At 57.5% G+C, this 24,129-nt stretch carries 25 protein-coding genes; 12 read left to right on the forward strand and 13 right to left on the reverse strand.

The genetic code is table 11. From position 1 onward, the window contains the following. Positions 1–73 precede the first annotated feature (73 nt). Positions 74–604, forward strand: a complete 531-nt coding sequence (locus ACR0B8_RS00245) for a phosphotransferase (protein WP_170360559.1) — start codon at positions 74–76, stop codon at positions 602–604. Between the two features lie 51 nt (positions 605–655). Here the strand turns inward: ACR0B8_RS00245 and clpA are convergent, their stop codons facing one another. After that, the gene (gene clpA, locus ACR0B8_RS00250; RefSeq protein WP_170347815.1) at positions 656–2,980 is read right to left on the reverse strand and encodes an ATP-dependent Clp protease ATP-binding subunit ClpA; all 2,325 of its coding nucleotides are present in this window, start codon (positions 2,978–2,980) and stop codon (positions 656–658) included. Positions 2,981–3,146: 166 nt separating this feature from the next. Next, positions 3,147–3,914: a hydroxyacylglutathione hydrolase gene (gene gloB / locus ACR0B8_RS00255; protein ID WP_226688781.1), complete on the reverse strand. Its 768-nt coding sequence runs from the start codon at positions 3,912–3,914 to the stop codon at positions 3,147–3,149. A gap of 61 nt (positions 3,915–3,975) precedes the next feature. Between gloB and ACR0B8_RS00260 the strand changes: the two genes are divergently transcribed. From ACR0B8_RS00260 to ACR0B8_RS00290, 7 genes are all read left to right on the forward strand, one after another. Further along, positions 3,976–4,710: a class I SAM-dependent methyltransferase gene (locus ACR0B8_RS00260; protein WP_170347817.1), complete on the forward strand. Its 735-nt coding sequence runs from the start codon at positions 3,976–3,978 to the stop codon at positions 4,708–4,710. 311 nt (positions 4,711–5,021) lie between these two features. Continuing rightward, complete coding sequence (locus tag ACR0B8_RS00265) at positions 5,022–5,582, forward strand: F0F1 ATP synthase subunit delta (RefSeq protein WP_170347818.1); 561 nt, start codon at positions 5,022–5,024, stop codon at positions 5,580–5,582. Further along, the gene (gene atpA / locus ACR0B8_RS00270) at positions 5,583–7,121 is read left to right on the forward strand and encodes a F0F1 ATP synthase subunit alpha (protein WP_170347819.1); all 1,539 of its coding nucleotides are present in this window, start codon (positions 5,583–5,585) and stop codon (positions 7,119–7,121) included. A gap of 15 nt (positions 7,122–7,136) precedes the next feature. Further along, positions 7,137–8,012 carry a F0F1 ATP synthase subunit gamma gene (locus tag ACR0B8_RS00275; RefSeq protein WP_058280013.1) on the forward strand — a complete coding sequence of 292 codons (876 nt, stop codon included), beginning with the start codon at positions 7,137–7,139 and terminating at the stop codon, positions 8,010–8,012. 19 nt (positions 8,013–8,031) lie between these two features. Next, positions 8,032–9,456, forward strand: coding sequence for a F0F1 ATP synthase subunit beta (gene atpD, locus ACR0B8_RS00280; RefSeq protein WP_170347820.1), 1,425 nt, complete (start codon positions 8,032–8,034; stop codon positions 9,454–9,456). Between the two features lie 12 nt (positions 9,457–9,468). Continuing rightward, positions 9,469–9,879, forward strand: coding sequence for a F0F1 ATP synthase subunit epsilon (locus ACR0B8_RS00285; protein WP_058280015.1), 411 nt, complete (start codon positions 9,469–9,471; stop codon positions 9,877–9,879). A 117-nt stretch (positions 9,880–9,996) separates the two neighbouring features. Then, entirely contained in the window at positions 9,997–10,347 is a 351-nt protein-coding gene (locus ACR0B8_RS00290; protein ID WP_226688780.1) for an H-type lectin domain-containing protein, read from the forward strand. Positions 10,348–10,408: 61 nt separating this feature from the next. On the opposite strand, the gene ACR0B8_RS00295 is transcribed toward ACR0B8_RS00290, so the two are convergent. From ACR0B8_RS00295 to ACR0B8_RS00305, 3 genes are all read right to left on the reverse strand, one after another. Next, positions 10,409–11,092, reverse strand: coding sequence for a hypothetical protein (locus ACR0B8_RS00295; RefSeq protein WP_226688779.1), 684 nt, complete (start codon positions 11,090–11,092; stop codon positions 10,409–10,411). A gap of 301 nt (positions 11,093–11,393) precedes the next feature. Then, a complete protein-coding gene (rpiB, locus tag ACR0B8_RS00300; RefSeq protein ID WP_226688778.1) occupies positions 11,394–11,843 on the reverse strand; it encodes a ribose 5-phosphate isomerase B in 450 nt (149 codons plus the stop codon). A gap of 103 nt (positions 11,844–11,946) precedes the next feature. Beyond that, positions 11,947–12,966 carry a ribose-phosphate pyrophosphokinase gene (locus ACR0B8_RS00305; RefSeq protein ID WP_170347825.1) on the reverse strand — a complete coding sequence of 340 codons (1,020 nt, stop codon included), beginning with the start codon at positions 12,964–12,966 and terminating at the stop codon, positions 11,947–11,949. Positions 12,967–13,074: 108 nt separating this feature from the next. Here ACR0B8_RS00305 and ACR0B8_RS00310 point away from each other — a divergent pair, with 108 nt between their 5' ends. Next, entirely contained in the window at positions 13,075–13,677 is a 603-nt protein-coding gene (locus ACR0B8_RS00310) for a 2-hydroxychromene-2-carboxylate isomerase (RefSeq protein ID WP_226688777.1), read from the forward strand. Between the two features lie 12 nt (positions 13,678–13,689). On the opposite strand, the gene ACR0B8_RS00315 is transcribed toward ACR0B8_RS00310, so the two are convergent. The 8 genes from ACR0B8_RS00315 to ACR0B8_RS00350 all read right to left on the reverse strand — a co-directional run bounded on the left by ACR0B8_RS00315 (position 13,690) and on the right by ACR0B8_RS00350 (position 21,142). Then, the gene (locus ACR0B8_RS00315; RefSeq protein ID WP_480657972.1) at positions 13,690–14,724 is read right to left on the reverse strand and encodes a threonine aldolase family protein; all 1,035 of its coding nucleotides are present in this window, start codon (positions 14,722–14,724) and stop codon (positions 13,690–13,692) included. Next, positions 14,724–15,197 carry a YcgN family cysteine cluster protein gene (locus tag ACR0B8_RS00320; RefSeq protein WP_480657971.1) on the reverse strand — a complete coding sequence of 158 codons (474 nt, stop codon included), beginning with the start codon at positions 15,195–15,197 and terminating at the stop codon, positions 14,724–14,726. Before ACR0B8_RS00320 ends, ACR0B8_RS00315 begins: the two co-directional genes overlap by 1 nt. Beyond that, positions 15,194–16,126: a bifunctional riboflavin kinase/FAD synthetase gene (locus ACR0B8_RS00325; RefSeq protein WP_480657969.1), complete on the reverse strand. Its 933-nt coding sequence runs from the start codon at positions 16,124–16,126 to the stop codon at positions 15,194–15,196. Before ACR0B8_RS00325 ends, ACR0B8_RS00320 begins: the two co-directional genes overlap by 4 nt. Before the next feature lie 275 nt (positions 16,127–16,401). Beyond that, entirely contained in the window at positions 16,402–16,845 is a 444-nt protein-coding gene (locus tag ACR0B8_RS00330; protein WP_058275996.1) for a MaoC family dehydratase, read from the reverse strand. A gap of 100 nt (positions 16,846–16,945) precedes the next feature. After that, positions 16,946–17,821 (reverse strand): TIGR01459 family HAD-type hydrolase, encoded by an 876-nt coding sequence (locus tag ACR0B8_RS00335; protein ID WP_170360547.1) that lies wholly within the window; start codon positions 17,819–17,821, stop codon positions 16,946–16,948. A 106-nt stretch (positions 17,822–17,927) separates the two neighbouring features. Continuing rightward, on the reverse strand, positions 17,928–19,004 hold the full coding sequence (locus ACR0B8_RS00340; RefSeq protein WP_170347832.1) for a DUF389 domain-containing protein: 1,077 nt from the start codon (positions 19,002–19,004) through the stop codon (positions 17,928–17,930). A 127-nt stretch (positions 19,005–19,131) separates the two neighbouring features. Continuing rightward, a complete protein-coding gene (locus ACR0B8_RS00345; protein ID WP_170360545.1) occupies positions 19,132–20,052 on the reverse strand; it encodes a manganese-dependent inorganic pyrophosphatase in 921 nt (306 codons plus the stop codon). A 109-nt stretch (positions 20,053–20,161) separates the two neighbouring features. Next, positions 20,162–21,142, reverse strand: coding sequence for a TraB/GumN family protein (locus ACR0B8_RS00350; RefSeq protein WP_170360543.1), 981 nt, complete (start codon positions 21,140–21,142; stop codon positions 20,162–20,164). Between the two features lie 124 nt (positions 21,143–21,266). Between ACR0B8_RS00350 and ACR0B8_RS00355 the strand changes: the two genes are divergently transcribed. The 3 genes from ACR0B8_RS00355 to groL all read left to right on the forward strand — a co-directional run bounded on the left by ACR0B8_RS00355 (position 21,267) and on the right by groL (position 24,077). Continuing rightward, entirely contained in the window at positions 21,267–21,941 is a 675-nt protein-coding gene (locus ACR0B8_RS00355; protein ID WP_170360541.1) for a DUF2161 domain-containing phosphodiesterase, read from the forward strand. 151 nt (positions 21,942–22,092) lie between these two features. Further along, a complete protein-coding gene (gene groES, locus ACR0B8_RS00360) occupies positions 22,093–22,380 on the forward strand; it encodes a co-chaperone GroES (protein WP_170347836.1) in 288 nt (95 codons plus the stop codon). A 53-nt stretch (positions 22,381–22,433) separates the two neighbouring features. Next, positions 22,434–24,077 carry a chaperonin GroEL gene (gene groL, locus ACR0B8_RS00365; RefSeq protein ID WP_170347837.1) on the forward strand — a complete coding sequence of 548 codons (1,644 nt, stop codon included), beginning with the start codon at positions 22,434–22,436 and terminating at the stop codon, positions 24,075–24,077. Positions 24,078–24,129 lie beyond the last annotated feature (52 nt).

Genomic DNA, 24,129 nt, shown 5'->3' on the forward strand with positions numbered 1-24,129 from the left:
GGTTGATGAGGCCCTGCAAGCACCTTATCGGCGTGTGGCCCGGTTTGAGACCTTAAAAGGAACCCCGTTTTGGATGAAGCGCATTGAGCGGTCTGCGCCTTTGCTTTGGCTGGTAAAGGGAACTCCGAATATGGCGTTCGACCGGGACCGGCGTTCACATCATTTCCTGTGGCACAGCGGTGTGCCAGTCCCGGCAATTGTGACCGAAGGCACGGGCTACTTTGTGCTTAAAGATGCTGGCGCCAGTCTGACTGACATCTGCAAGTCTGACTCTTTGACCGCGGAGGATAAAGAAAAGGCATGTCATGCGGCGGGGCAAGCGTTGGCACGCTTGCATTCAATCGACCTAGCCCACGGGCGCCCGGCTTTTCGGGATATGTGCTGGGACGGGCAGCAAATTCGTTTCATTGATTTCGAGTATTTCGTGCAAACCAGGGCCGGGCGCATTCGCAAAGCCAGGGACGTTGGAATCGCGTTGGTGTCCGCTTTGTCTCAGAGTTTCGACGGGCTGCGTTATGCTCAAGTCTTTCTGTCGGCCTATCGGGCTTCACGGCGCCGTCGATCAGGGTATTTTCACAGCCCGCATCCACAGCGCACCAAATAAACAAAAAAAACCCGCCATTGAAGGCGGGTTTCTTTCTGTATCACGATGTAATCAATCTGCGGTCAGCAGCGGTGGCTTGTCCCCCGGAATGCGCGGCTGATCGGGGCCGAAGATTTCCAGGTTCAACTCGCCCTTCTTGACCGAGACACGAACCACACCACCCTTGGCCAGCTTGCCGAACAGCAGTTCTTCGGCCAGAGGTTTCTTGATGTGTTCCTGGATCACGCGGCCCAGAGGACGCGCGCCCATCTTGTCGTCATAACCCTTGTCGGCCAGCCATTCGGCGGCTTTGGGTGTCAGGTCGATGGTCACATTGCGATCCAGCAATTGCGCCTCAAGCTGCAGGACGAATTTCTCGACCACTTGCAGGATGACCTCTTTCGGCAGAGGTGCGAATGAGATTACGGCGTCGAGACGGTTGCGGAATTCCGGCGTGAACATGCGTTCGATCGCAGCGGTATCCTCGCCCTCGCGGCGGTCACGGGCAAAGCCAATGGCGGCCTTGGCCTGTTCCTGCGCACCCGCGTTCGACGTCATGATCAGAACCACGTTGCGGAAATTCACCGTGCGGCCGTTGTGATCGGTCAGCTCACCGTGGTCCATCACCTGCAAAAGGATGTTGAACACGTCCGGGTGGGCCTTTTCGATCTCATCCAGCAGCAGCACGCAATGCGGATGCTGATCCACGCCGTCGGTCAGCAGACCACCCTGATCGAACCCGACATAACCCGGAGGGGCACCGATCAGACGGGAGACCGCGTGCTTTTCCATATATTCCGACATGTCAAAGCGCAGCAGTTCCACACCCAGCGTATCTGCGAGCTGTTTCGCGACCTCGGTTTTACCCACACCGGTTGGACCAGCGAAGAGATAGTTGCCGATGGGTTTTTCTGGTTCGCGCAGACCAGCACGGGCCAACTTGATTGCGCTGGCAAGCGCCTCGATAGCTTCGTCCTGACCAAACACCACCCGTTTCAACGAAGTTTCCAGATCTTTCAGAACCTCCGCATCGTCCTTGGTGACGTTTTTGGGCGGAATGCGCGCGATCTTGGCAACGACGGCCTCGATCTCTTTCACACCGATGGTCTTGCGGCGTTTGCTTTCTGCGACCAGATGCTGTGCGGCACCGGCCTCATCGATCACGTCGATGGCCTTATCTGGCAGTTTGCGGTCATTGATATAGCGCGCCGACAGTTCTACGGCGGTTTTGATCGCATCCGCAGTGTACTTGATCTCGTGATGCTTCTCGAAATAGGGTTTCAGACCGCGCAGGATTTTTACGCTGTCTTCAACCGAAGGTTCATTCACGTCGATCTTCTGGAACCGGCGGCTGAGCGCGCGGTCTTTTTCGAAATGTTGACGGAACTCTTTATAAGTGGTCGAGCCCATGGTGCGCAGCTTGCCGCCCTGCAGGGCAGGTTTCAGCAGGTTCGACGCATCCATCGCGCCACCCGAAGTCGCACCGGCACCGATTACGGTGTGAATCTCGTCAATAAACAGCACAGCGTCGGGGTGATCTTCCAATTCCGTCACGACTGCTTTCAGCCGTTCCTCGAAATCACCGCGATAGCGGGTGCCCGCAAGCAGCGCGCCCATATCCAGCGAATAAATTGTGGTGTTCGACAGCACATCAGGGGCTTCGCCACCCACGATCTTGTGGGCCAGACCCTCGGCAATGGCGGTTTTGCCCACGCCCGGGTCACCCACCAGCAGCGGGTTGTTCTTGCGGCGACGGCATAGCACCTGAATGCAGCGTTCCACCTCATCGGCGCGACCGATCAGGGGGTCGACATCGCCTGCACGCGACTTGGCGTTCAGATCGATGCAATATTTCCCCAGCGCGCTTTCTTTCTGATCACCATCAGTGGTGCTGGATTGAGCCTCTTCCTCGACCTGATCCGCGCCGGAAACTGAGCGGTTTTCGCCATATGCCGGATCTTTGGCCACACCGTGTGCGATGAAATTCACCGCGTCATAGCGCGTCATGTCCTGTTCTTGCAGGAAATAGGCCGCGTTGCTTTCGCGTTCAGCAAAGATGGCGACCAGAACGTTGGCTCCGGTCACTTCGGTGCGGCCCGAACTTTGCACGTGGATCGCGGCGCGCTGAATAACGCGCTGGAAAGCGGCGGTTGGTACGGCCTCGGACCCATCAATGTCGGTGACCAGATTGGACAGGTCTTCGTCGATGAATTCGACCAAAGTGCTGCGCAATTCTTCCAGATCGACGCTGCAGGCTTTCATGACGCGGATGGCATCGGGTTCTTCCAGCAGCGCCAGCAGCAGATGTTCCAGCGTTGCAAATTCATGTCGCCGTTCATTCGCAGCCGCAAGGGCCGCGTGGATGGCTTGTTCTAAAGTGCTCGAGAATGAAGGCACGCGGGTGCTCCTCTGTCTTGGGTCGAAAGGGGCAGGATGTGGCCCCGGTTCAACCGTGTCCTCATACTAATAGAGTTTGGTTGATCGTGGCCCGGCTTCAAGGGTTTTCTTTCACTTGACAGTCACATTTCCTGTGACCGTGGCCGTGAAGAGCGCGAAATAGGCATTAGAAGCGGTCTTTTCTAGCCCTGATTTCGGCAAATACCGCAGCCGGTTCGGCGTTTTCCATGCCCAAATGGCCTTGAATCGCCGGATCTGTGGCGCGCAGGAACGGGTTTGTGGCCTTTTCCAGCGCGAGGCTGGAAGGGACCGTGGGTTTTCCGGCGGCGCGGGCGGCGTCGATATCTGTCATGCGTTGCTGCAGTGCGGCATTGCCCGGATCGACCGTAGTGGCGAAATTGGCGTTGGATTGCGTATATTCGTGACCCGAGTACACGATTGTTTCGTCGGGCAGTGCGGCCAGTTTGGAAAGAGACTCCCACATCTGCGGCGCGGTCCCCTCGAAAAGGCGACCGCAGCCCAGGGCCATTAGGCTATCAGCGGTGAAAACGGCAGCGCTTTGCGGCATGTAAAATGCAACGTGGCCGACTGTATGGCCCGACACATCCAAAACCTGCACTGGTTCGCCGCCAATCTCGAACGAGTCGCCTTCGGCCACTTGTTGGTTCAACGGGGGCAGGCGGTGGACGTCGGCAGCGGCACCGAAGACCGTAGGGGAGTGTTTTTCCAGAATACCGGTCAGCCCGTCGACGTGATCCCAATGATGATGGGTCAGCAACACGTGACTTAGTGTCCAGCCGCGGGCGTCCAGTTCTGCCAGAATGGGTCCGGCTTCGGGGGCGTCAATCAGGGCGGTCTGGCCACTGGTGGCGTCATGCGCCAGAAAAGCATAATTATCGCTGAGACAGGGGATGGTTACGATCTCAAGAGGCATGGCCTTTTGCCCTTTCGTTGCTAGACTGCGCCCAGCTAAGCCGATTGACCGGGTGTCCGCAATGCATCTTGATGTGCAGGATCTGAGGAATTTCTACTACCGCAGCACATTGGGCCGTGCCGCGCAGGCCGCTATTCGTGGACGGCTGACGCAGTTGTGGCCCGAGGCCAAAGGTCAGACCGTAGTAGGCTTTGGTTTCGCGGTGCCACTTTTGCGGCCATATCTGGCAGAAGCGCGTCGTGTCATCGGCTTGATGCCAGGGCCGCAGGGGGTCATGCCCTGGCCTGCCGGGATGCCCAATGTCTCTGTGCTGACCGAAGAAACACTCTGGCCCATTGAAACCGGGCACGTGGACAAATTGGTCGTGATGCACGGGTTGGAGACCTCAGGCCAGCCCAGCGAATTGCTGAACGAATGCTGGCGGGTTCTCGGACCAGGAGGGCGCGCGATTTTCATTGTGCCGAACCGGGCCGGGCTGTGGTCGCGATCAGATCGAACGCCCTTTGGATTCGGGCGCCCGTATTCGGCGTCGCAGTTGGAAAGCCAGCTCAAGGCGCATCACTTCATTCCCGAAGGCCACTGCTCGGCCCTGTATATGCCGCCTTCGTTTCGCCGGTTCTGGTTGAAATCGGGTAGTCTGATCGAAAAAACCGGTCAGCGCATGCCAACGGTGATGGCAGGGGGCGTGCTGATGGTAGAGGTCACCAAGCACATCCGCCCCCCCAGCGGCACCGTCACAAAAGATACCGAACGTCGCCCGATCAAGGCGCTAGATGGACTGTTGAAGCCAGCATAATTCTTGTGTCGATTTGGGACGTTTCAAAGCCCGAATTTGCGGGAAATAGGTCACAGGAATCGCAAAAACCTACACTTTCGTAACATTTTTCCTGCCTTCCAGCCGGATAAAAGGGTCGCACCCTTCGTAAGTAATTGAAACAAAACATTTTGTGGATAAAGTGCTTGCCGTGATAATATATTGCTAGCTTGGTTCGGCTCTGCTACATCCCCGGTGATTTTGATCCCCGGCCGTCTGGGCGGGGTTTCCTCACGCCCCCGTGGTAGCGGCCGCTACTCAAAATCGGGGCCTCAAATATCGGAAGGGTGGACGTGTCCGAACCAGCTTCGATTTCCACTGGCATTGCTGAACGCTATGCCACCGCGATCTTTGAGATCGCCAAAGAGAATAATGACCTTGCAGGTCTGGAAACCGGCATCAACGATTTGGCAGCAGCTTTGGGCGAAAGCGCCGACTTGCGCGACCTGATTGCATCGCCGCTGGTATCCCGCGCCGAACAGGAAGCAGCGATTACCGCGATTGCCGATAAGATGGGTCTGCATACCATCCTGCGCAACACGCTGGGTCTGATGGCCGAAAAGCGCCGCCTGTTTGTTATTCCGCAACTGGTGCAGGTACTGCGCGACATGCTGGCAGACGAACGCGGCGAAGTGACCGCCGATGTCGCCTCGGCCAAGGCGTTGACCAAGACGCAACTGGATAAACTGTCCAAAACGCTGTCCGAGCGTGTGGGCAAGACCGTGACAATCAATGCGACCGTTGATGAAAGCCTCATCGGCGGTCTTGTCGTTAAAGTGGGCTCGAAAATGATCGATAGCTCGATCCGTTCGAAGCTGAACTCCCTACAGAATGCAATGAAAGAGGTCGGATAAATGGGAATCCAAGCTGCAGAGATTTCTGCAATCCTGAAGGACCAGATCAAGAATTTTGGTCAGGAAGCCGAAGTGGCCGAGATTGGCCGCGTGCTGAGCGTCGGTGACGGGATTGCCCGTGTATACGGCCTGGACAACGTACAAGCCGGTGAGATGGTCGAATTCCCCGGTGGCATCATGGGCATGGCGCTGAACCTGGAAAGCGACAACGTCGGTGTCGTTATCTTCGGTTCCGACCGTGACATTAAAGAAGGTGACACCGTCAAGCGCACCAACTCGATCGTGGACGTTCCGATCGGTGACGAGCTGCTGGGCCGTGTTGTTGACGGTCTGGGCAACCCGCTGGACGGCAAAGGCCCGATCAACGCAACCAAGCGTGGCGTTGCAGACGTTAAGGCACCAGGCATCATCCCGCGTAAGTCGGTTCACGAGCCGATGGCAACCGGCCTGAAATCGGTTGACGCGATGATCCCGATTGGCCGTGGCCAGCGTGAGCTGATCATTGGTGACCGTCAGACCGGTAAAACTGCCGTTGCTCTGGACGCGATCCTGAACCAGAAAGTGTACAATGACGCAGCAGGCGACGACGAGTCGAAGAAACTGTACTGCGTTTACGTTGCCATCGGTCAAAAGCGTTCGACCGTTGCGCAGCTGGTGAAGAAGCTGGAAGAATCCGGTGCGATTGAATACTCGATCGTTGTGGCCGCAACCGCGTCCGACCCGGCACCGATGCAGTTCCTGGCACCCTACGCTGCAACCGCGATGGCCGAATACTTCCGAGACAATGGCCGTCACGCGCTGATCATCTATGATGACTTGTCTAAGCAGGCTGTGTCCTATCGTCAGATGTCGCTGCTGCTGCGCCGCCCGCCCGGACGTGAAGCCTATCCTGGCGACGTTTTCTACCTCCACTCGCGCCTGCTGGAGCGTTCGGCCAAGCTGAACGAGGATTTCGGTGCGGGCTCGCTGACTGCTCTGCCGGTTATCGAAACTCAGGGTGGTGACGTTTCGGCGTTTATTCCGACCAACGTGATTTCGATCACCGACGGCCAGATCTTCCTGGAAACCGAACTGTTCTACCAGGGTATCCGTCCTGCTGTGAACACCGGTCTGTCGGTTTCGCGTGTGGGCTCTTCGGCTCAGACTAACTCGATGAAGTCGGTTGCCGGTCCGGTTAAACTGGAACTGGCTCAGTACCGTGAAATGGCTGCGTTTGCTCAGTTCGGTTCCGACCTGGACGCTGCGACCCAGCAGCTGCTGAACCGTGGTGCGCGTCTGACCGAGCTTATGAAACAGCCGCAGTACTCGCCGCTGACCAATGCTGAAATCGTCTGCGTCATCTTCGCCGGTACCAACGGTTACCTCGACAAGATCGACGTGTCCGATGTTGGCCGTTACGAAGCTGGCCTGCTGGCGCACCTGCGTGGCAAGCACGCGGATCTGCTTCAGTGGATCACGGACGAAGATCCCAAGATCAAGGGTGACGCTTCCGATAAGATCAAGGCTGCGCTGGACGAATACGCCGCAACCTTCGCTTAAGGGAGAGGCGGGCATATGCCAAATCTTAAGGACCTTAAAAACAGGATCGAGTCGGTCAAATCGACCCGCAAGATCACCAAGGCCATGCAGATGGTCGCGGCTGCAAAACTGCGCCGCGCCCAGGAATCTGCCGAAGCCTCGCGCCCCTATGCCGAACGGTTCAATGCCGTGATGGCGGGGCTGGCGGCGTCGGTCGGGGGCAGCGACAGCGCCCCCAAGCTGCTCCGTGGTACGGGCAGTGATGATGTCCATCTGCTGGTTGTCATGACAGCTGAACGCGGCCTGTGCGGCGGCTTCAACTCGAACATCGCCAAGCTGGCCCGTCAAAAAGCGGACGAGCTGCGCGCCAAAGGCAAGACGATCAAAGTTCTGACCGTCGGCAAAAAAGGCCGCGACGCGCTGAAGCGCGATTTTGGCGATCTGTTCGTTGGACATATCGACCTAAGCGAGGTCAAGCGTCTGGGTTACACCAATGCGCAAGACATCGCGAAGGACGTCCTGTCGCGCTTTGACGGGGGTGAGTTCGACGTTGCCACGATCTTCTATTCGAAGTTCGTCAACGTTGTGACCCAAATCCCGACGGCACAGCAGGTCATCCCCGCCTCGTTCGAGGAAACCGAGGGTGACGATAGCGGTGCTGTTTTCGACTACGAGCCCAGCGAAGAGGCCATCTTGGCCGACCTGCTGCCCAAGGGGGTTGCAACCGCGATCTTCTCGGCCCTGCTCGAAAACGGAGCGTCTGAACAGGGTGCACGGATGTCCGCAATGGACAACGCGACACGCAACGCGGGTGAAATGATCGACAAGCTGACGATCCAGTTCAACCGCTCGCGTCAGGCCGTGATCACCAACGAGCTGATTGAAATTATTTCCGGCGCCGAAGCGCTGTAAGAAAACCGGAGACAACAATATGGCGAATGCAAAAGGCAAAGTCACACAGATCATCGGGGCCGTCGTCGACGTGCACTTCGAAGATCAGCTGCCTGAAATTCTGAACGCGCTGGAAACCGAAAACAACGGCAAGCGTCTGGTACTGGAAGTTGCCCAGCACCTGGGTGAAAACACTGTCCGCACCATCGCGATGGACGCGACCGAAGGTCTGGTTCGTGGCGCGGAAGTCACCGACATGGGCGCGCCGATCTCGGTTCCGGTTGGTAACGCCACCCTGGGCCGCATCCTGAACGTCGTCGGCGATCCCATCGACGAGAAGGGCCCTGTTGAGGCAACCGAATCCCGCGCCATCCACCAGCCTGCACCGACCTTTGCAGAACAGTCGACCGAGTCGGAAGTTCTGGTCACCGGCATCAAGGTTGTGGACCTGCTGGCCCCTTACGCCAAAGGCGGTAAGATCGGCCTGTTCGGCGGCGCTGGCGTTGGTAAAACCGTTCTGATCATGGAACTGATCAACAACATCGCAAAAGTGCACTCGGGCTTCTCGGTGTTTGCGGGTGTTGGTGAACGGACCCGTGAAGGGAACGACCTGTACCACGAGATGATCGAATCGAATGTTATCAAGCCGGACAACCTGTCGGAATCGCAGGTGGCCCTGGTTTACGGTCAGATGAACGAACCTCCCGGAGCGCGTGCGCGTGTTGCTCTGACCGGCCTGACCCTGGCCGAGCAGTTCCGCGACCAGTCCGGTACCGACGTTCTGTTCTTCGTCGACAACATCTTCCGCTTTACGCAGGCCGGTTCCGAGGTTTCGGCTCTGCTGGGTCGTATTCCTTCGGCGGTGGGCTACCAGCCGACACTGGCCACTGACATGGGTGCCCTGCAGGAACGCATCACCTCGACCAAGTCGGGCTCGATCACCTCGGTGCAGGCGATCTACGTGCCTGCGGACGACCTTACCGACCCTGCGCCGGCAACCTCGTTCGCTCACTTGGATGCGACTACCGTTCTTAACCGTGCGATCTCGGAAAAGGGTATCTACCCTGCGGTTGACCCGCTCGACTCGACTTCGCGTCTGCTCGACCCGGCCATCGTTGGCGAAGAGCATTATCAGGTTGCGACCGATGTTCAGCAGATCCTACAGCGCTACAAGTCGCTACAGGACATCATCGCCATCCTTGGCATGGACGAGCTGTCGGAAGAGGACAAACTGACCGTGGCCCGTGCCCGTAAGATCGAACGCTTCATGTCGCAGCCGTTCGACGTGGCGCAGGTCTTCACCGGCTCGCCGGGCGTTCAGGTTCCTCTGGATGTCACCATCGCGTCGTTCAAGGCCGTTGTGGCTGGCGAATACGATCACCTGCCCGAAGCGGCCTTCCTGATGGTTGGCGGCATCGACGAAGTGATCGCCAAAGCGGAAAAGATGGCCGCAGAAGCCGCCTAAGGAGTATCCCTGATGGCAAACACGATGCAATTCGACCTCGTCAGCCCCGAGCGGAGCCTTGCTTCGCTCAGCGCGACGGCGGTCCAGATTCCCGGCGCGGACGGGGACATGACGGCAATGCCCGACCATGCCCCCACCATAACCACGCTGCGCCCGGGCATCCTGAAGGTCGAAGCACCTGAAGGGTCCAGCGAATACCTGGTCACCGGTGGGTTTGCTCAGATCAATGGCGATGGCCTGTCGGTTCTGGCCGAAAAGGCGATCCCGGTTGCCGAAGTGACACGCTCACACCTGGACGATCTGATCGCCGAGGCACGCGCGTCGCACGAGGCAGCGAAGGAAGGCGATGATCAGTCCATCGTTGACGACGCCGCCAAACTGCTGGCCGACATGGAAGCCCTTGGAACGCATATGAGCCTGTAAGGCTCTGGCAATTCTTGTGATTTATAACGGCTCCGCCTGCGCGGGGCCGTTTTTTTGTCGTGATTTTGCCGAGGCCGCAGGATAGGTGTAAGGAATACAAAGACAAAGACATCAACAATGAAGACTTTTCGAACCCACCCTATTGGTATCGACCAAGGCGAGTCAGTGCTGTTTTCCGATTTCGCTGATGGTGGCGATATGTGGACGGGCGAGGGGCCACGCGAACGGCGGTCTGCGATCCTCTTCAGTCAGTCATTTCGAACCGCACCGGTGGTTCAAATTGGGGTGTCTTTATGGGATGTGGACACGTCCTCGGCGCTACGTGCCGAGGTGACGACTGCGGACATTACACCTGAGGGCTTTGTTGCCGTATTCCGAACCTGGTCGGATACGCGAATTGCCCGGATACGGGTGACATGGACGGCCATTGGTGAGGTCGCACATGAGGATGACTGGGATATCTCGTGATTGATTCAACGCCTGAGCCAGGAAGTGGTTTGAAAAACATGCTGCGCGCTTTTCGGGATAATCAGTGTAGTCTGGAAAACAACCAGTTCCACTCGTAAGGATTAGCACCGCTCAGAATTATGGCGCAAATCGTTATGACGGCTCCAAGCACGCAAAAGACGGGAACACGACCCAAGGCAAAACCACGCACGAAAAGTCCGATAAATCCTATGAGCAGAGAAAGCATAGGGAGACCAATCATAATCACGCTGGCCCCAAGGGCGTACTCTCGGGCACTCTCGGTATCCATCGAGAGGGCGATTTTGCCTGTAATAAGGTAAAATGTGGCAATGGCGCCAAAGCTGAAGCCTACTATGGAACATATGGTCCGAGCCCTGTTTGACGTAATACGCTTTCGACGCCCTCCCGTTTCGGAGGCGTCCGAGATCGCCTTGTTCCGCTGTTTGTTACCAGCCAAAATGCCGCGGTACATAAGGATACAGCCAGCCACTAACGCGAACACCCCCGCAACACCCAGCCCGGCTGCGGCACTGATCCCATAGCTTTGCTTTATAACGTCGTAACTTTCGTTCGCCTGTTTTATTGCTTGTTGCCCGACACTCAAAAACAGTATGCCGACAAGGACCTTCCAGTGATTTGGTCGGAGTGATGGAGCTTTTGTTACTTTTTGCGAAAGGTCAGAGGTTGCTTGAGGGTTATTGGCGTTGATGCGTTGAATGCGGTCTTGAAAGCTTGTGTTGGACATGGGTCGAGGTCTGAAACTCTATCAGTTAGTGCTTGTAGGTTTTTTGCCAGGGCAATGTGTTGAAAATTGGTCCGACGTCAGCGCAATTGATGCGCCGAGGCCAAGAATGGAGTCGCAACATAATTGGGTGTGAGACGTCTAAACTTTTCTACGTTTGACAACATTCGTAGCGCTAAGGCACAGGTCGCTCATAAAGTTGTTTCGCCGACATGCATTGACGTGTTCCAGACACGGTCCAACCAAGCTCTGCAAGCGGGCGTTGCCAGGATTGCGGTGGTCTGAAGTGGCGTGAAATGCTGCTCTAGGCCTCATTTCCCTCAATCATGTCCACACGGGTCGCGTGACGGCCGCCTTCAAACTCGGCGGTCAGAAAGGCATCGACGATATCCAGCGCTTGACCTTCACCGACAACACGCGCACCGATGGACAGCATGTTGGCATCGTTATGCTGGCGGATCATCCGGGCCGAGAACGCGTCGGAGCAAACACCACAGCGGATACCGGGCACCTTGTTGGCGGCCATCATGATGCCCTGTCCGGTGCCGCACAAAACGATCCCCAGCTGACACTCGCCCGAGGCTACGGCCTGCGCGGCGGCTTTGCCGTGCTCGGGGTAATGCGTGCTTTCGGGAGTTGTAGGGCCGATGTCCACCACTTCCCATCCATTTGCCGCAACATGGGCGGCAACAGCCTGACGCAAATCAATGGCTGCGTGGTCACTGGAGAGAACGATGCGTTTGTTGACTGTCATGGGACTTTCCACAGATAACCACGCTGATTTTCGTGGCAGGTTGGTCGCGGGCGCGGAGGCCTGCAAAGGGAAGGGCGGCCTATAAGGACCGCCCGATCCAAAATTAGTCCATGTGGTACATAGACTCGTAGATCGGGATCAAGGTCTTGTCTTCGAATAGCGACGACACGCTGGTACCGTTCCAGATATTCAGGATCGCCTGCGTGAAGATCGGAGACGTTGGTACGATGCGGATGTTCTTGGCTTTTGCGATCTCTGGGGTTGGCTGGATCGTGTCGGTGAGCACCAACGACTTCATTACCGAATTGGTTACGCGTTCGACTGCCGGGCCGCTCATGACGCCGTGTGTGATGTAAGAGTGAACCTCTTTCGCACCGTTATCCATCAGTACCTGAGCCGCTTTGCACAACGTGCCGGCAGTGTCGCACATGTCGTCCACGATCAGGCAAATCTTGTCTTTGACATCGCCGATCACGGTCATTTCTGCCACTTCGCCAGCCTTTTCGCGTCGTTTGTCAACGATCGACAAGGGAGCGCTGATGCGTTTGGCAAGTTCACGTGCACGGGCCACACCGCCCACGTCGGGCGAGACAACCATAAGTTCATCCAGGTTGTTCTTGAACTGGTGTTTTACATCCAGTGCAAAGATTGGCGAGGCATAGAGGTTGTCGACCGGCATATCGAAGAACCCCTGAATCTGCGCTGCGTGCAGGTCCATGGTAAGGATCCGCTCGATCCCTGCACCGGTCAGCATGTTGGCCACCAGTTTGGCGCTGATCGGCGTGCGGGCCTTGGTACGGCGGTCCTGACGGGCATAACCGAAGTATGGGATAACGGCAGTGATCCTTTGGGCCGATGACCGGCGCAGCGCGTCGGCAATGATCAGCAGCTCCATCAGATTGTCATTGGCGGGGTTCGAGGTCGGCTGGACGATGAACATGTCCTCGCCACGCACGTTTTCGAACACTTCGACGAAAATCTCGCCGTCATTGAACCGTTCAACTCTCGCATCGACCAGACCCTGATCGACGCCGCGATACAGGCTCATGCGGCGAGCTATGGATTCGGCAAGCGGAAGATTTGCGTTCCCAGCGATAAGCTTGGGTTCGTTGAGTGTCGGCATCGGCTGAGGTCCCCGGGCAGCAATGGCAAATGTGACAGATTCGTGATGTTGACACCGCTTAGCATGGCCTTACCGTCCAGCAAAGGTAACGCAGCGGAGAAAGTGCACATGGCCCGGATTGACTACTATTTTGCGACAATTTCGCCATTCACCTATTTGGCAGGTGAGCGGCTGGAGGAGGTCGCGGCCAAACATGGCGCGACGATCAATTACAAACCGCTGGATATCATGGCGCTGTTCGGGCGTACGGGGGGAACGCCGCCAAAAGATCGCCACCCGTCGCGCAATGAATACAGGGCGCAGGAACTGCTGCGCCAATCCAAGAACCTGGGAATAGAATTCAATCTGCAACCGGCGCATTGGCCGACCAATATGGCGCCGTCGTCCTATGCGGTGATTGCAGCGGTGAAGGATGGGGCAGGGGATGTAGGTAAGTTGGTCCAGTCCTTGCTGCGGGCCTGTTGGGCCGAGGAAAAAGACATCGCACAGGATGATGTGATCCGCGATTGCCTGACGCAGGCGGGCTTTGACCCAAATCTGGCAGACAGTGGCCTGCTGGTCGGTGCCGAAACCTATGCCGCCAATCTGGAAGAGGCCGTTGAACGTGGCGTCTTTGGCGCGCCGTTCTACATTACTGAGGATGGCCAGCGGTTTTGGGGGCAGGACCGTTTGGATGATCTGGACCGGCACCTGACCGAGGCCAAGGGTTGACCGGCATGCCAGTCAAAGCAGGTCGAGGAAACGGTCGATATCGTCGCTGCTGATCGACCAGTCACAGACCAGACGGCAGGCGAGCGCCTCTTCGTCACTCGCCCCGTCAAGTTCGGCCCCCCAAAGGTGGTAGATCGCCCCGGCCTCATGCAGTTGCTTGTGTCGGGCGCGGGAAAACTGGGCGAACACCATGTTGGCCTGCGGCTCGTGCAGGAAGGTCGCGCCCTTGGCACGCAGGCCGTCGGCCAGGTGGGCACAATTGGCGTTGGCCTTACGTGCCATAGTCAACCACAGGTCATCCTGCAAATAGGCTGCCATCTGTGCGGACAGATAGCGATGTTTTGAAAACAGATGCGCACCGCGCTTGCGCCGCAGTTCAAACTCCCAGGCTTTGGATTCGTCAAAGAAGACAACTGCCTCGACTCCCATCAAACCGTTCTTGGTGCCGCCAAAGCTGACCGCATCGACGCCCGCTTTCCACGTCATTTCAGCCGGAGAACAGTTCAGCGCGACCAAAGCGTTTGTGAACCGAGCTCCATCCAGGTGGACGGGTAGGTCAAACTCCTTTGCTACGCCGCACAATGCCTGCAACTCCTCCAGCGAATAGACTGAGCCGCGCTCGGTCACCTGGGTGATCGAAACCGGTCCGCGTTGCGGACCATGCACACCGCGGGTTTCTTCGGCCAGAATGGAACGGCGCAACGCTTCGGGATCCATCTTGTCGCTGCCGGGTACCAAAGTCAGCTTGGTGCCGCTGTAGAATTCCGGCGCGTTGCATTCATCCTCGTGGATATGGGCGACGGGCGAACAGAACACCGTCTCCCATGGCTGTGCCAACGTAGCCAATGCCAGCGAGTTTGCCGCCGTTCCGGTGGCTACCAGATACACCGCAGCACCGGGCGCTTCAAAGATGCCGCGAATTCGATCGCGCACCTCATTCATCAGTGTGTCGGCCCCATAGGCCATCTGATAGCCCTGATTTGCTTCGTTCAAAGCGGTCATGACCTGCGGATGAACCGGCCCGGAATTGTCAGAGGCAAAATACATCAGCTGGGCTCCTCGATGATATAGTCTTCCCATTCTTCGATGGGTGTTTCGAATTCGGACACCGTGCGCCCCTGAACCGAGATTCCGGCAGCTTGAACACTGTCCGGCGTACCTGATATCAATGGGTGCCAGTCGTAAAGAGGTTTCCCTTCCCACAACAGCCTGTAAGCGCACGTTTGCGGCAGCCAATAGGCGTGATCGTCGATATTGTCGGGCTTCATCACGATACATTCCGGCACGAACTGGTGACGGATATCGTATTGGGTGCAGCGGCAGGTCTCATCATCCAGCAGACGGCAGGCGACGCAGGTCAGGGCCACCTCGCCTGTGTCTTCGTCTTCAAGCTTGTTCAGACAACACTTGCCGCAGCCGTCGCAAAGCGCCTCCCACTCTTGCTCGTTCATCTTGGCTAGGGGTTTGCGTTCCCAGAACCGGGGGCTCAGGCCAGTGCGATCAATAGGATCGGCGGTCATAGCGTCGCCAGCAGTGTTCGGGCCTTGTCACAATCAGAGTTCATTTGTGCAATCAACCCGTCCAGCCCGTCGAAGGTAAATTCAGGTCGTAGATATTCAACCAGACCAATCGATAGGGTCGCACCATAAAGGTCGCCTGAAAAGTCGAACAGGAAGGTTTCGATATTCGGCACTTCGCCCTTAAACATTGGCCGCGTCCCGACCGAGGCCGCGCCTTGATAGCTGCCTTGATGCGGGCCGTCCAACACATCGACCAGCACCGCGTAGACGCCGAATTTTGGCGGGTGCAGACCTTCGATGGACATGTTGGCGGTCGGGAAGCCCAACTCGCGGCCACGTTGTTCGCCGCCGATCACCGGACCCTCGATCCGATGCCAATGGCCCAGCATGGTTGCCGCATCGCGAGGGCGGCCTTCGGTCAGCGCTGTACGGATCGCGGTGGACGACACGATATTCTCGGACCGCTCCATCAAAGGTGCGATGGTGACGCCAAAGCCCATTTGTTGACCGAACCGAACCAGATCATCCGCCGTACCGCTGCGCCCCTTGCCGAAACAGAAATCGGCACCGACAACCACATGCGAAAGGCCCAACCCGTCGCAAATCACGTTCGACGCGAATTCTTCCGGAGTCAGCCCGGCAAGGGCGGAATTGAAGGGCAGTTCATACAATTTCTTGACACCCAGCTTTTCTAGCCGGTGCGCTCGGGCATTGCAGCGCATCAGGCGAAAAGGCGGGGCTGCGGGTGCGAAATACTCGCGTGGGTGCGGCTCAAAGGTCATCACCCCCAAAGGCGCATCCGGCGCGGCATTGCGGGCCAGTTCGATCACAGACTGGTGGCCGATGTGGACGCCGTCAAAATTCCCGATCGCCACGCTGGCGCCGCGGTCCTGAGGCTCGATGAACTGAAAATCACGGATGATGCGCATAGCATCTGCCTAACGGGACTGCGGTTCGGGTTCAAGCATCTGATTGAGCCGAAATGGTACAGGCAAGCCGACCCTAAACCGTCGAAGCCAGCCCCGGTTCAACACATCCAACAATTAAGCGGTCCTTTGCGGAGTGCCAACGCATTGCGTTTCTGTCTGCATCCAGCTTGGCTAGGTTCTACTGTGGTTTGGAATTGCACCACTAACGGGGCTGTCGAAACGATTCGCGGTTCGTAATTGTCAATGAAACAAGGCTGGTAAAGCTGTGCTTTGGATCAGTCGAACTTGCGCGACGGGGCCAGAACCATTGCTTCGCCGACCAGAACCTTTTTGCCATCTACGGCGCAGTGGCAATCCAGTTTCACCCGACGCTTGGCAAAGTCGATGTCGATCACTTTGACCTCGGCATAGACCATGTCACCGGGGCGCACGGGGGCCAGGAATTTCAGCGACTGACCCATATACACGGTGCCGTGGCCGGGCAGTTGTTCGCCGATGACGGCCGAGATCAGGCCCGCCGTCAGCATCCCATGGGCGATGCGCCCCTCAAAGATCGTGTCGCGGGCATAGTCATCATCCAGATGCACCGGATTCCGGTCGGTCGAAACCTGCGCAAACATCTCGATATCTTCGTCAGTCACCACTTTGCGCAGGTGACGGGTCATGCCCATTTCGATGTCTTCAATACAGATCGTGCCGCGCGGAAGATTGTCCAACATGTCGCCCTCACTTGAATCCGTTGAGCAACAAAAGGATCAATGTTGCCCGTGTTCGGCAACTTTATTACTTCGCAAGCGCAGAAAATCAAGCCTTTTCTGCTTATCTCAGGCGACCGATTGTATAGGTGGGATTTATATTTTCCCTTGCGATGTAGTCAGTTAGCGATTCGTGGTGCGGATGATGCTCAGTTTTTGTTTCTGCAGCAGCCAATCCACCCGAGATAAACAGAGAATCAATCCCCTCACCCATGCCGCCCAGAATGTCGGTATGGGGGCCGTCACCGATCACCAAAATGTCGCCATCGGGGATGTCGTGGCCCAGTTCTTGCAGCCTACGGCGGGCCAGATCATAGATCGGCGGGTGGGGTTTGCCGAAGTACAGGCTTTCGCCGCCCATCTCGGTATACAGTTTGGCCAGCGCCCCGGCACACCATTCGCGCACCTCGCCCCGGTCGACCACAATATCGGGATTGGCGCACAGCAGCTTCATGCCCTTTTGCTTGGCATAGAGGAAATCCGCGCGGTTGACGGACGGGTCCGCCATCGGATCAAACGGACCGCAACAGACGATCCCTTCGGCCTCATCCAGCGGGACCCGTTCGATGTGGATCGGGTGGTGCAGTATTTTCAGCGGCTCAAAGAACCCCGCATCGCGCTGCCATTCGCCCATGAAATAGACCTTTTCTCCGACGGCGCCCCGGAACATCGCCGACCGCGCAGAATCGCCGCTGGTGGCGATGGTGTCATAGGCATCTTTGGGGACGTTGAATTGCACCAATTGTTGGGCAACACCCGCGCGGGGTTTCGGAGAGTTCGTAACCAGCACGACAATCCCGCCTTTCGCACGATAGGCTTTGAGGGCAGCGACGGCCTCGGGGAAGGCGGTGATGCCGTTGTGAACACAGCCCCAAAGGTCAACGAACAGTGCTTTGTAGCGGTCGGATATGTCGGACAGGGCGTGGACGATCTGAGTCATTGAGGACCTCGGGCGAGTTGAATGCAAGGTTGCGTCAGCTATTGCAAAGCTGACGGGCTTTGACCATCCCGCAATGCCAATTGCCGCCGTTAAATGGCTGTGTCGGTCAGTTTTCTTCGCTGATCTCGTCGACATCCGGCGCCTGCTGGACGGCATCGGTGCCCAGAATGACTTGCGCGCCAATCCTGTTTTGGAACCGCACCACCACCAGATAGCCTGGACCCAGCTGATCTTGAAGGATTTCGACCAAAGGTGTCTCGCGCAGGCTTTCCGGCAGCAATCCAGCGACCGAGGAGACTTTGTAAGCCGCTTCAATCGGCAGGTCGACGATCAGCCAGATATCTGCCTGCTTGCGTTTGGCGTTTACGTCAATGCGGATGACCTCGACCGACACCGGGTCTGCCCAATCGCGGATGGCTTGTGCGACCTGAGCTTCGGTTCGGGTTTCGAGATAGCGATTATAGGTGGATTTGCCCAACTGCAAAACGACAAGAGCCAGAAAGGCCAATGTCACAGTCACACTGGCGGTAAAGTTCAGTTTCCGGCGACCTTTGCTGAAGACCATCGAGCGGGCCGCGTACACGATATAAACCGCGCAGGCGGACAGGATGATCGCGCCAAGGTTGGTGGCGAACAACAACCCGGCCTCATACGCCTCGCCAGGTTCGCCGAAATACAGCAGAACGCCCGAGGCGGACAGGGGCGGCACCAGTGACACGCCGATGGCCGCGCCGGGCAGCAAGCTGGCTTCGGAACGGTTGATTTGCACGTATGCACCGGCGACGCCTGCGGCCAGAGCGACAATCAGGTCCTCGGTTCCGGGGTCGGTCCGGGCCAAGACTTGATCAGGGATCAGGATGCCGCGCGGGACATCTGCGACATAGACCAAGAGCCACGCGAGCAAAACGCAAAGAATGGCCGCACCGCAGACAATCAGAGCCAGATAGAACGCACGCCCTAGCCACCCCATGACCATAGCCGCCGCCACGCCCAATATGGGGGCCATCAGCGGCGCCACCAGCATTGCGGCAATCACCACCGCGCCTGAATCGCGAAGCATGCCCATCGTAGCGATCACAACCGATAGGGTCAGCAGCATCGCAAAGCGCCGCCAATAGGCTGCTCTGTCCTTGCCTTCAAACCGCAGGATGTCTCGGGTGGTGCTGAACTTGCGTGTACTCATATGTCGGAACTGATCCGCTACTTGCTCTCCTGACCAGAGTAGCAATGGAAGCGGATCGCGCAAATCCTATGCCTCAACAAAAAAAGGCGCCCCACTTGGGCGCCTTTTCTTTGGAAAGATCTAAAGATCAGACCTTGAGGTTCGGAATGATCTGTTTTTTGCGGCTCATGACGCCCGGCAGAACCACGGCGTCGCCGTTGACCGATGCGCCAAAGCTTTTCTCGGCCACGCCTTTGACTAGATCGTTCGGCACCAGCAGAGTGGCCTCTTCGTTCAGAATGTCGACCACGAACAGCAGCACCTGATCGACGCCGTCCTCGCTGGCCACACTGACCATCGAGTCCGCCAGGCTGGCCTTGCGGTCCAGCACAACGCCCGGTGCGGTGGTCTCCAGAACAGAGACGCGGAATTTGGTGCCGTCGACCTCGTATTCCTTGCTGTCCATGCGGATCAGTTCGGCGTCTGTGAAGGACGATACATCCGATTTTGCCGCAAACATGTCGGCGGCATAAGCCGATACGTCCAGGCCCAGTTCAGCAGCCAGTTTCTCGGCCACTTCGCGATCATGCGCAGTGGTGGTGGGCGAGCGGAACTCCAAAGTATCCGACAGGATGCAAGTCAGCGCCGCGCCTTTGATGGCGTCGGGCATCTTGGCTGCGTCGTCGCCCATCAGGTCGACCATGATGGTGGCGGTGCAGGCCAGCGGGCGCACGGTGATGTCGATCGGGCCTTTGGTTTCCAGGCCGCCGACCAGCTTGTGGTGGTCGATGATGGCTTGGATATCGGCACTGTTGATGCTGGCGGGCAGTTCGGCCGGGTTGTTGGTGTCAACGATGACAACCGGTGCGTCGGCTTCGACGTCGTCGATGATACGCGGCTTGGGCAGGTCCCAGCGCTGCAGCATGAACGCGGCTTCGGTGTTGGGCTCGCCCAGCAGAACGGGCTCGGCCTGTTCGCCTTTGACTTCGTTCAGGTACCACGACCACAGGATCGGTGAGCCTGTGGAGTCGGTGTCGGGAGATTTGTGGCCAAATACAAGGGTTGTCATGTCAGCGTCCTGAGGATGATAATTTGCGCGCCTTATAGGGCGGTCCGCCGGGGTTGTCACCCGGCAGAATCCTCGCTGCGACGGTTGGTCTGTCTTTCGCCGAGCACGATCAGAATGGCGCGCGGGTCAATATATATCCAGCCTGCTGCAATTGGTTCAGCAATCCATGCGCGCCGCCTAGATGTCCAGCACCCACTGCGATCACGGCGGTCTGATCTTGAATGTCCAGAATTCTCGGCATCCAATTGTTGTTTCGCCCGACCAGTAAGTGCTGTTCGAACGCCTGCCATTCTTCGTCAAACACTTCGGGCGACATGCCAGAATGCTCTCGCGCCAAAATACGGCCTAGTTCGATGGATTGTGCGTGATTTTCCTCGAAATATGAGTTTGTCATGGTGGCCAGCTGGTCGTCGCTGGTTTCGTACGAATTGACCCACCGCGCTAGCGATTCCGCCTGTTCCTCAATCGAGTGGATTTCAAACATGGTCATCAGTTCCTCAATGCTCTCCAGCGAAAATTGAGGGATGCCTTGATCTTCAGCTAAAACGGTCAGACGCGCATCCAGCCCATGATTGGCGTTCGGGTCCTGAAGTAGGCATGTAGGCATGGCCAGAGTCATGCCCAGAAACCAGGGGCGCATTTTCGCTCCCATCCAACTGGGTATGCCGCGTTCGGCTAGGGCGGAAGACAGGGTTGTCCAAGCCTCTTCGGGTAGCAGGTCAATCAAGGTGGGGCCGGACGTAATCAAGATCGGGCTCGGGTCCAGAGCCAGTTCCTTTTCCCAGGCCTTCATCTCGTCTTGGGTTACTTCGAAATAAAATGCATCGGCTTGGCTGAGTGTTGGCGTCAGGTTTGCGACAATTGCATCCATGCGCGGATCGTTCAGGTGCATCGTGCCTATCAGGTGCAGCACCGTTGTGCCCTTTGTTGCGATCCAGTGGTTGCCTTCTGCAAATGGGACGTTGGTCAGGGTTTCTTTCAGCTCGGCGTGGGCTGCAGGTGACAATTCGCCCTTTAGATCGCGCCCCTCGCAAGCTGCGTGAACCGTGACGGGCAGCAACAGGCAGATCACCAGCAGAATAATGCGCATGTGGAAATTTCCTTTGAAATCAGAGTTGCTGAAACACTGCCTCGGCAGGTGAATGGGTGCAAGGCCGATTGGAAAGCTGCGCCTGGCGTCTGGCATTCCGCCGCAAATCGCATAGCATGCAAACATGAACCGCGAGCAGGATCTCTATCCCCCCATCAAGGCGCTGTTAGAGCGTCAGGGCTATTCCGTCAAAGGCGAGGTTGGCGCGGCTGATATCGTGGCCGTGCGGGATGGCGAAGAACCGGTCATCGTCGAGCTTAAGCTGCGGTTTTCGCTGGCATTGTTCCATCAGGCGATCACACGGCTGAAAGTGACGGATCAGGTTTACATCGGGGTGTGCAAGCCCAAAGGCCGCAGCGCGCGTCGGGCGCTGAAGGACAATCTGGCGTTGTGTCGCCGGCTGGGGTTGGGGCTGATCACCGTGCGGGCCGATGGCAAGGTCGAGGTGCAATGTGATCCCGGCCCGTACGCACCGCGCAAGTCCAAGGCTAAGACTGCACGACTGTTGCGTGAGTTCGACCGGCTAGAAGGCGATCCCAATGCAGGCGGCGCCACGCGACACGGGATCGTCACGGCCTATCGTCAGGACGCCCTGAAATGCGCGGCACATCTGGCGGAATGTGGGGCAACCAAAGGGTCCGAAGTCGCCAAGGCAACCGGTGTTCCTGAGGCCACTCGCCTGATGCGCGACAATCACTACGGTTGGTTCGGTAAGGTGGAAAAGGGCGTCTACGACCTGACCGCCGCCGGGCAGGACGGTCTGAAACACTGGGCTTACAGCTGGGAACAGCCTGACTGAGCCCGGTTGCAAAAAATCGATCACAGCTTGTTGACTCGGGGATTGCGACCCCCTAGCTATGCGTCGTTATCACTCTCATCACCCGAGTGCTAACGCCTCGCCATCCGGCGAGGGGAGGATAAATAAACTTTGAGCCCAAGGAGCTGCAAAGATGGCATTGAAACCGCTTCATGACCGCGTGTTGGTTCGCCGTACCGAAAGCGAAGAAAAAACCGCTGGTGGTCTGATCATTCCTGACAGCGCTAAAGAAAAGCCTAGCGAAGGCGAAGTCGTTGCAACCGGCGAAGGCGCACGCAAGGACAGCGGCGAACTGATCGCAATGGCTGTAAAATCCGGTGACAAGATCCTGTTCGGCAAATGGTCGGGCACCGAGGTTCAGGTCAACGGCGAAGAGCTGCTGATGATGAAAGAAAGCGACATCATGGGGATCATCGAGTAAGCCGCGCGCTTCTCTGATCTTCATTTCCAACTTATTTCTCAAGGAGAGACAATATGGCTGCTAAGGACGTCAAGTTCGACACCGATGCCCGCAACCGCATGCTGTCAGGTGTGAACATCCTGGCCGATGCTGTCAAAGTGACCCTGGGCCCCAAAGGCCGCAACGTGGTACTGGACAAATCCTTTGGCGCACCGCGCATCACCAAAGACGGTGTTTCGGTTGCCAAGGAAATCGAACTGGAAGACAAGTTCGAAAACATGGGCGCGCAGATGGTGAAAGAAGTCGCCAGCCGCACCAATGACGAAGCCGGCGACGGCACCACCACCGCCACCGTTCTTGCGCAGGCAATCGTTCGCGAAGGTCTGAAGCAGGTTGCAGCGGGCCTGAACCCGATGGACCTGAAGCGCGGCATCGATCTGGCGACTGCCAAGGTTGTTGAAGGCATCAAAGACGCCTCGCGCGAAGTCAAAGACTCGGCCGAAGTTGCTCAGGTTGGCACCATCTCGGCCAACGGCGAAGCCGAAATCGGCCAGCAGATCGCAGACGCGATGCAGAAAGTTGGCAACGAAGGCGTTATCACCGTCGAAGAAAACAAAGGTCTGGAAACCGAGACCGATGTTGTCGAAGGTATGCAGTTCGACCGTGGCTACCTGTCGCCTTACTTCGTCACCAACGCAGACAAGATGATCGCAGAACTCGACGACTGCATGATCCTGCTGCACGAAAAGAAACTGTCCTCGCTGCAGCCGATGGTTCCGCTGCTCGAGCAGGTGATCCAGTCGCAAAAGCCGCTGCTGATCATTGCCGAAGACGTTGAAGGCGAAGCGCTGGCAACTCTGGTTGTCAACAAACTGCGCGGCGGCCTGAAAATTGCTGCTGTCAAAGCACCGGGCTTCGGCGATCGCCGCAAAGCCATGCTGCAGGACATCGCGATCCTGACCGGCGGTCAGGTTATCTCGGAAGATCTGGGTATGAAGCTCGAGTCCGTCACCATGGACATGCTGGGCACCGCCAAGAAAATCGAGATCACCAAAGACGAAACCACCATCGTCGACGGTGCTGGCGAGAAGGCCGAGATCGAAGCACGTGTTGCTCAGATCCGCACTCAGATCGAAGAAACCACCAGCGACTACGACCGTGAAAAGCTGCAAGAGCGCGTTGCCAAACTGGCAGGCGGTGTTGCCGTTATCCGCGTCGGCGGCATGACCGAAGTTGAAGTGAAAGAGCGTAAGGACCGTGTGGACGATGCTCTGAACGCAACACGCGCTGCTGTTCAGGAAGGCGTTGTTGTCGGTGGTGGTGTTGCTCTGGTTCAGGCCGGTAAAGCACTGGAAACTCTGGAAGGTGCAAACGCTGACCAGAACGCTGGCATCAACATCGTTCGCAAAGCCATCGAAGCGCCGCTGCGCCAGATCGCCGAGAACGCAGGTGTTGACGGTGCGGTTGTTGCGGGCAAAGTCCGTGAATCTGCTGACGCAGCATTCGGCTTCAACGCACAGACCGAAGAATATGGTGACATGTTCTCGTTCGGCGTGATCGATCCGGCCAAGGTTGTCCGTACCGCTCTGGAAGATGCGGCATCGGTTGCTGGCCTGCTGGTCACCACCGAAGCCATGGTTGCAGACAAGCCCGCCAAAGAAGGCGCAGCACCTGCAGGCGGCATGCCCGACATGGGCGGCATGGGCGGCATGATGTAAGCACGTCGAATTCGCCCCGGCGAATTCCGACGATCCCGACAAGCGCTTGGCC

The sequence above is a fragment of the Ruegeria sp. BH6 genome, from assembly GCF_056538105.1.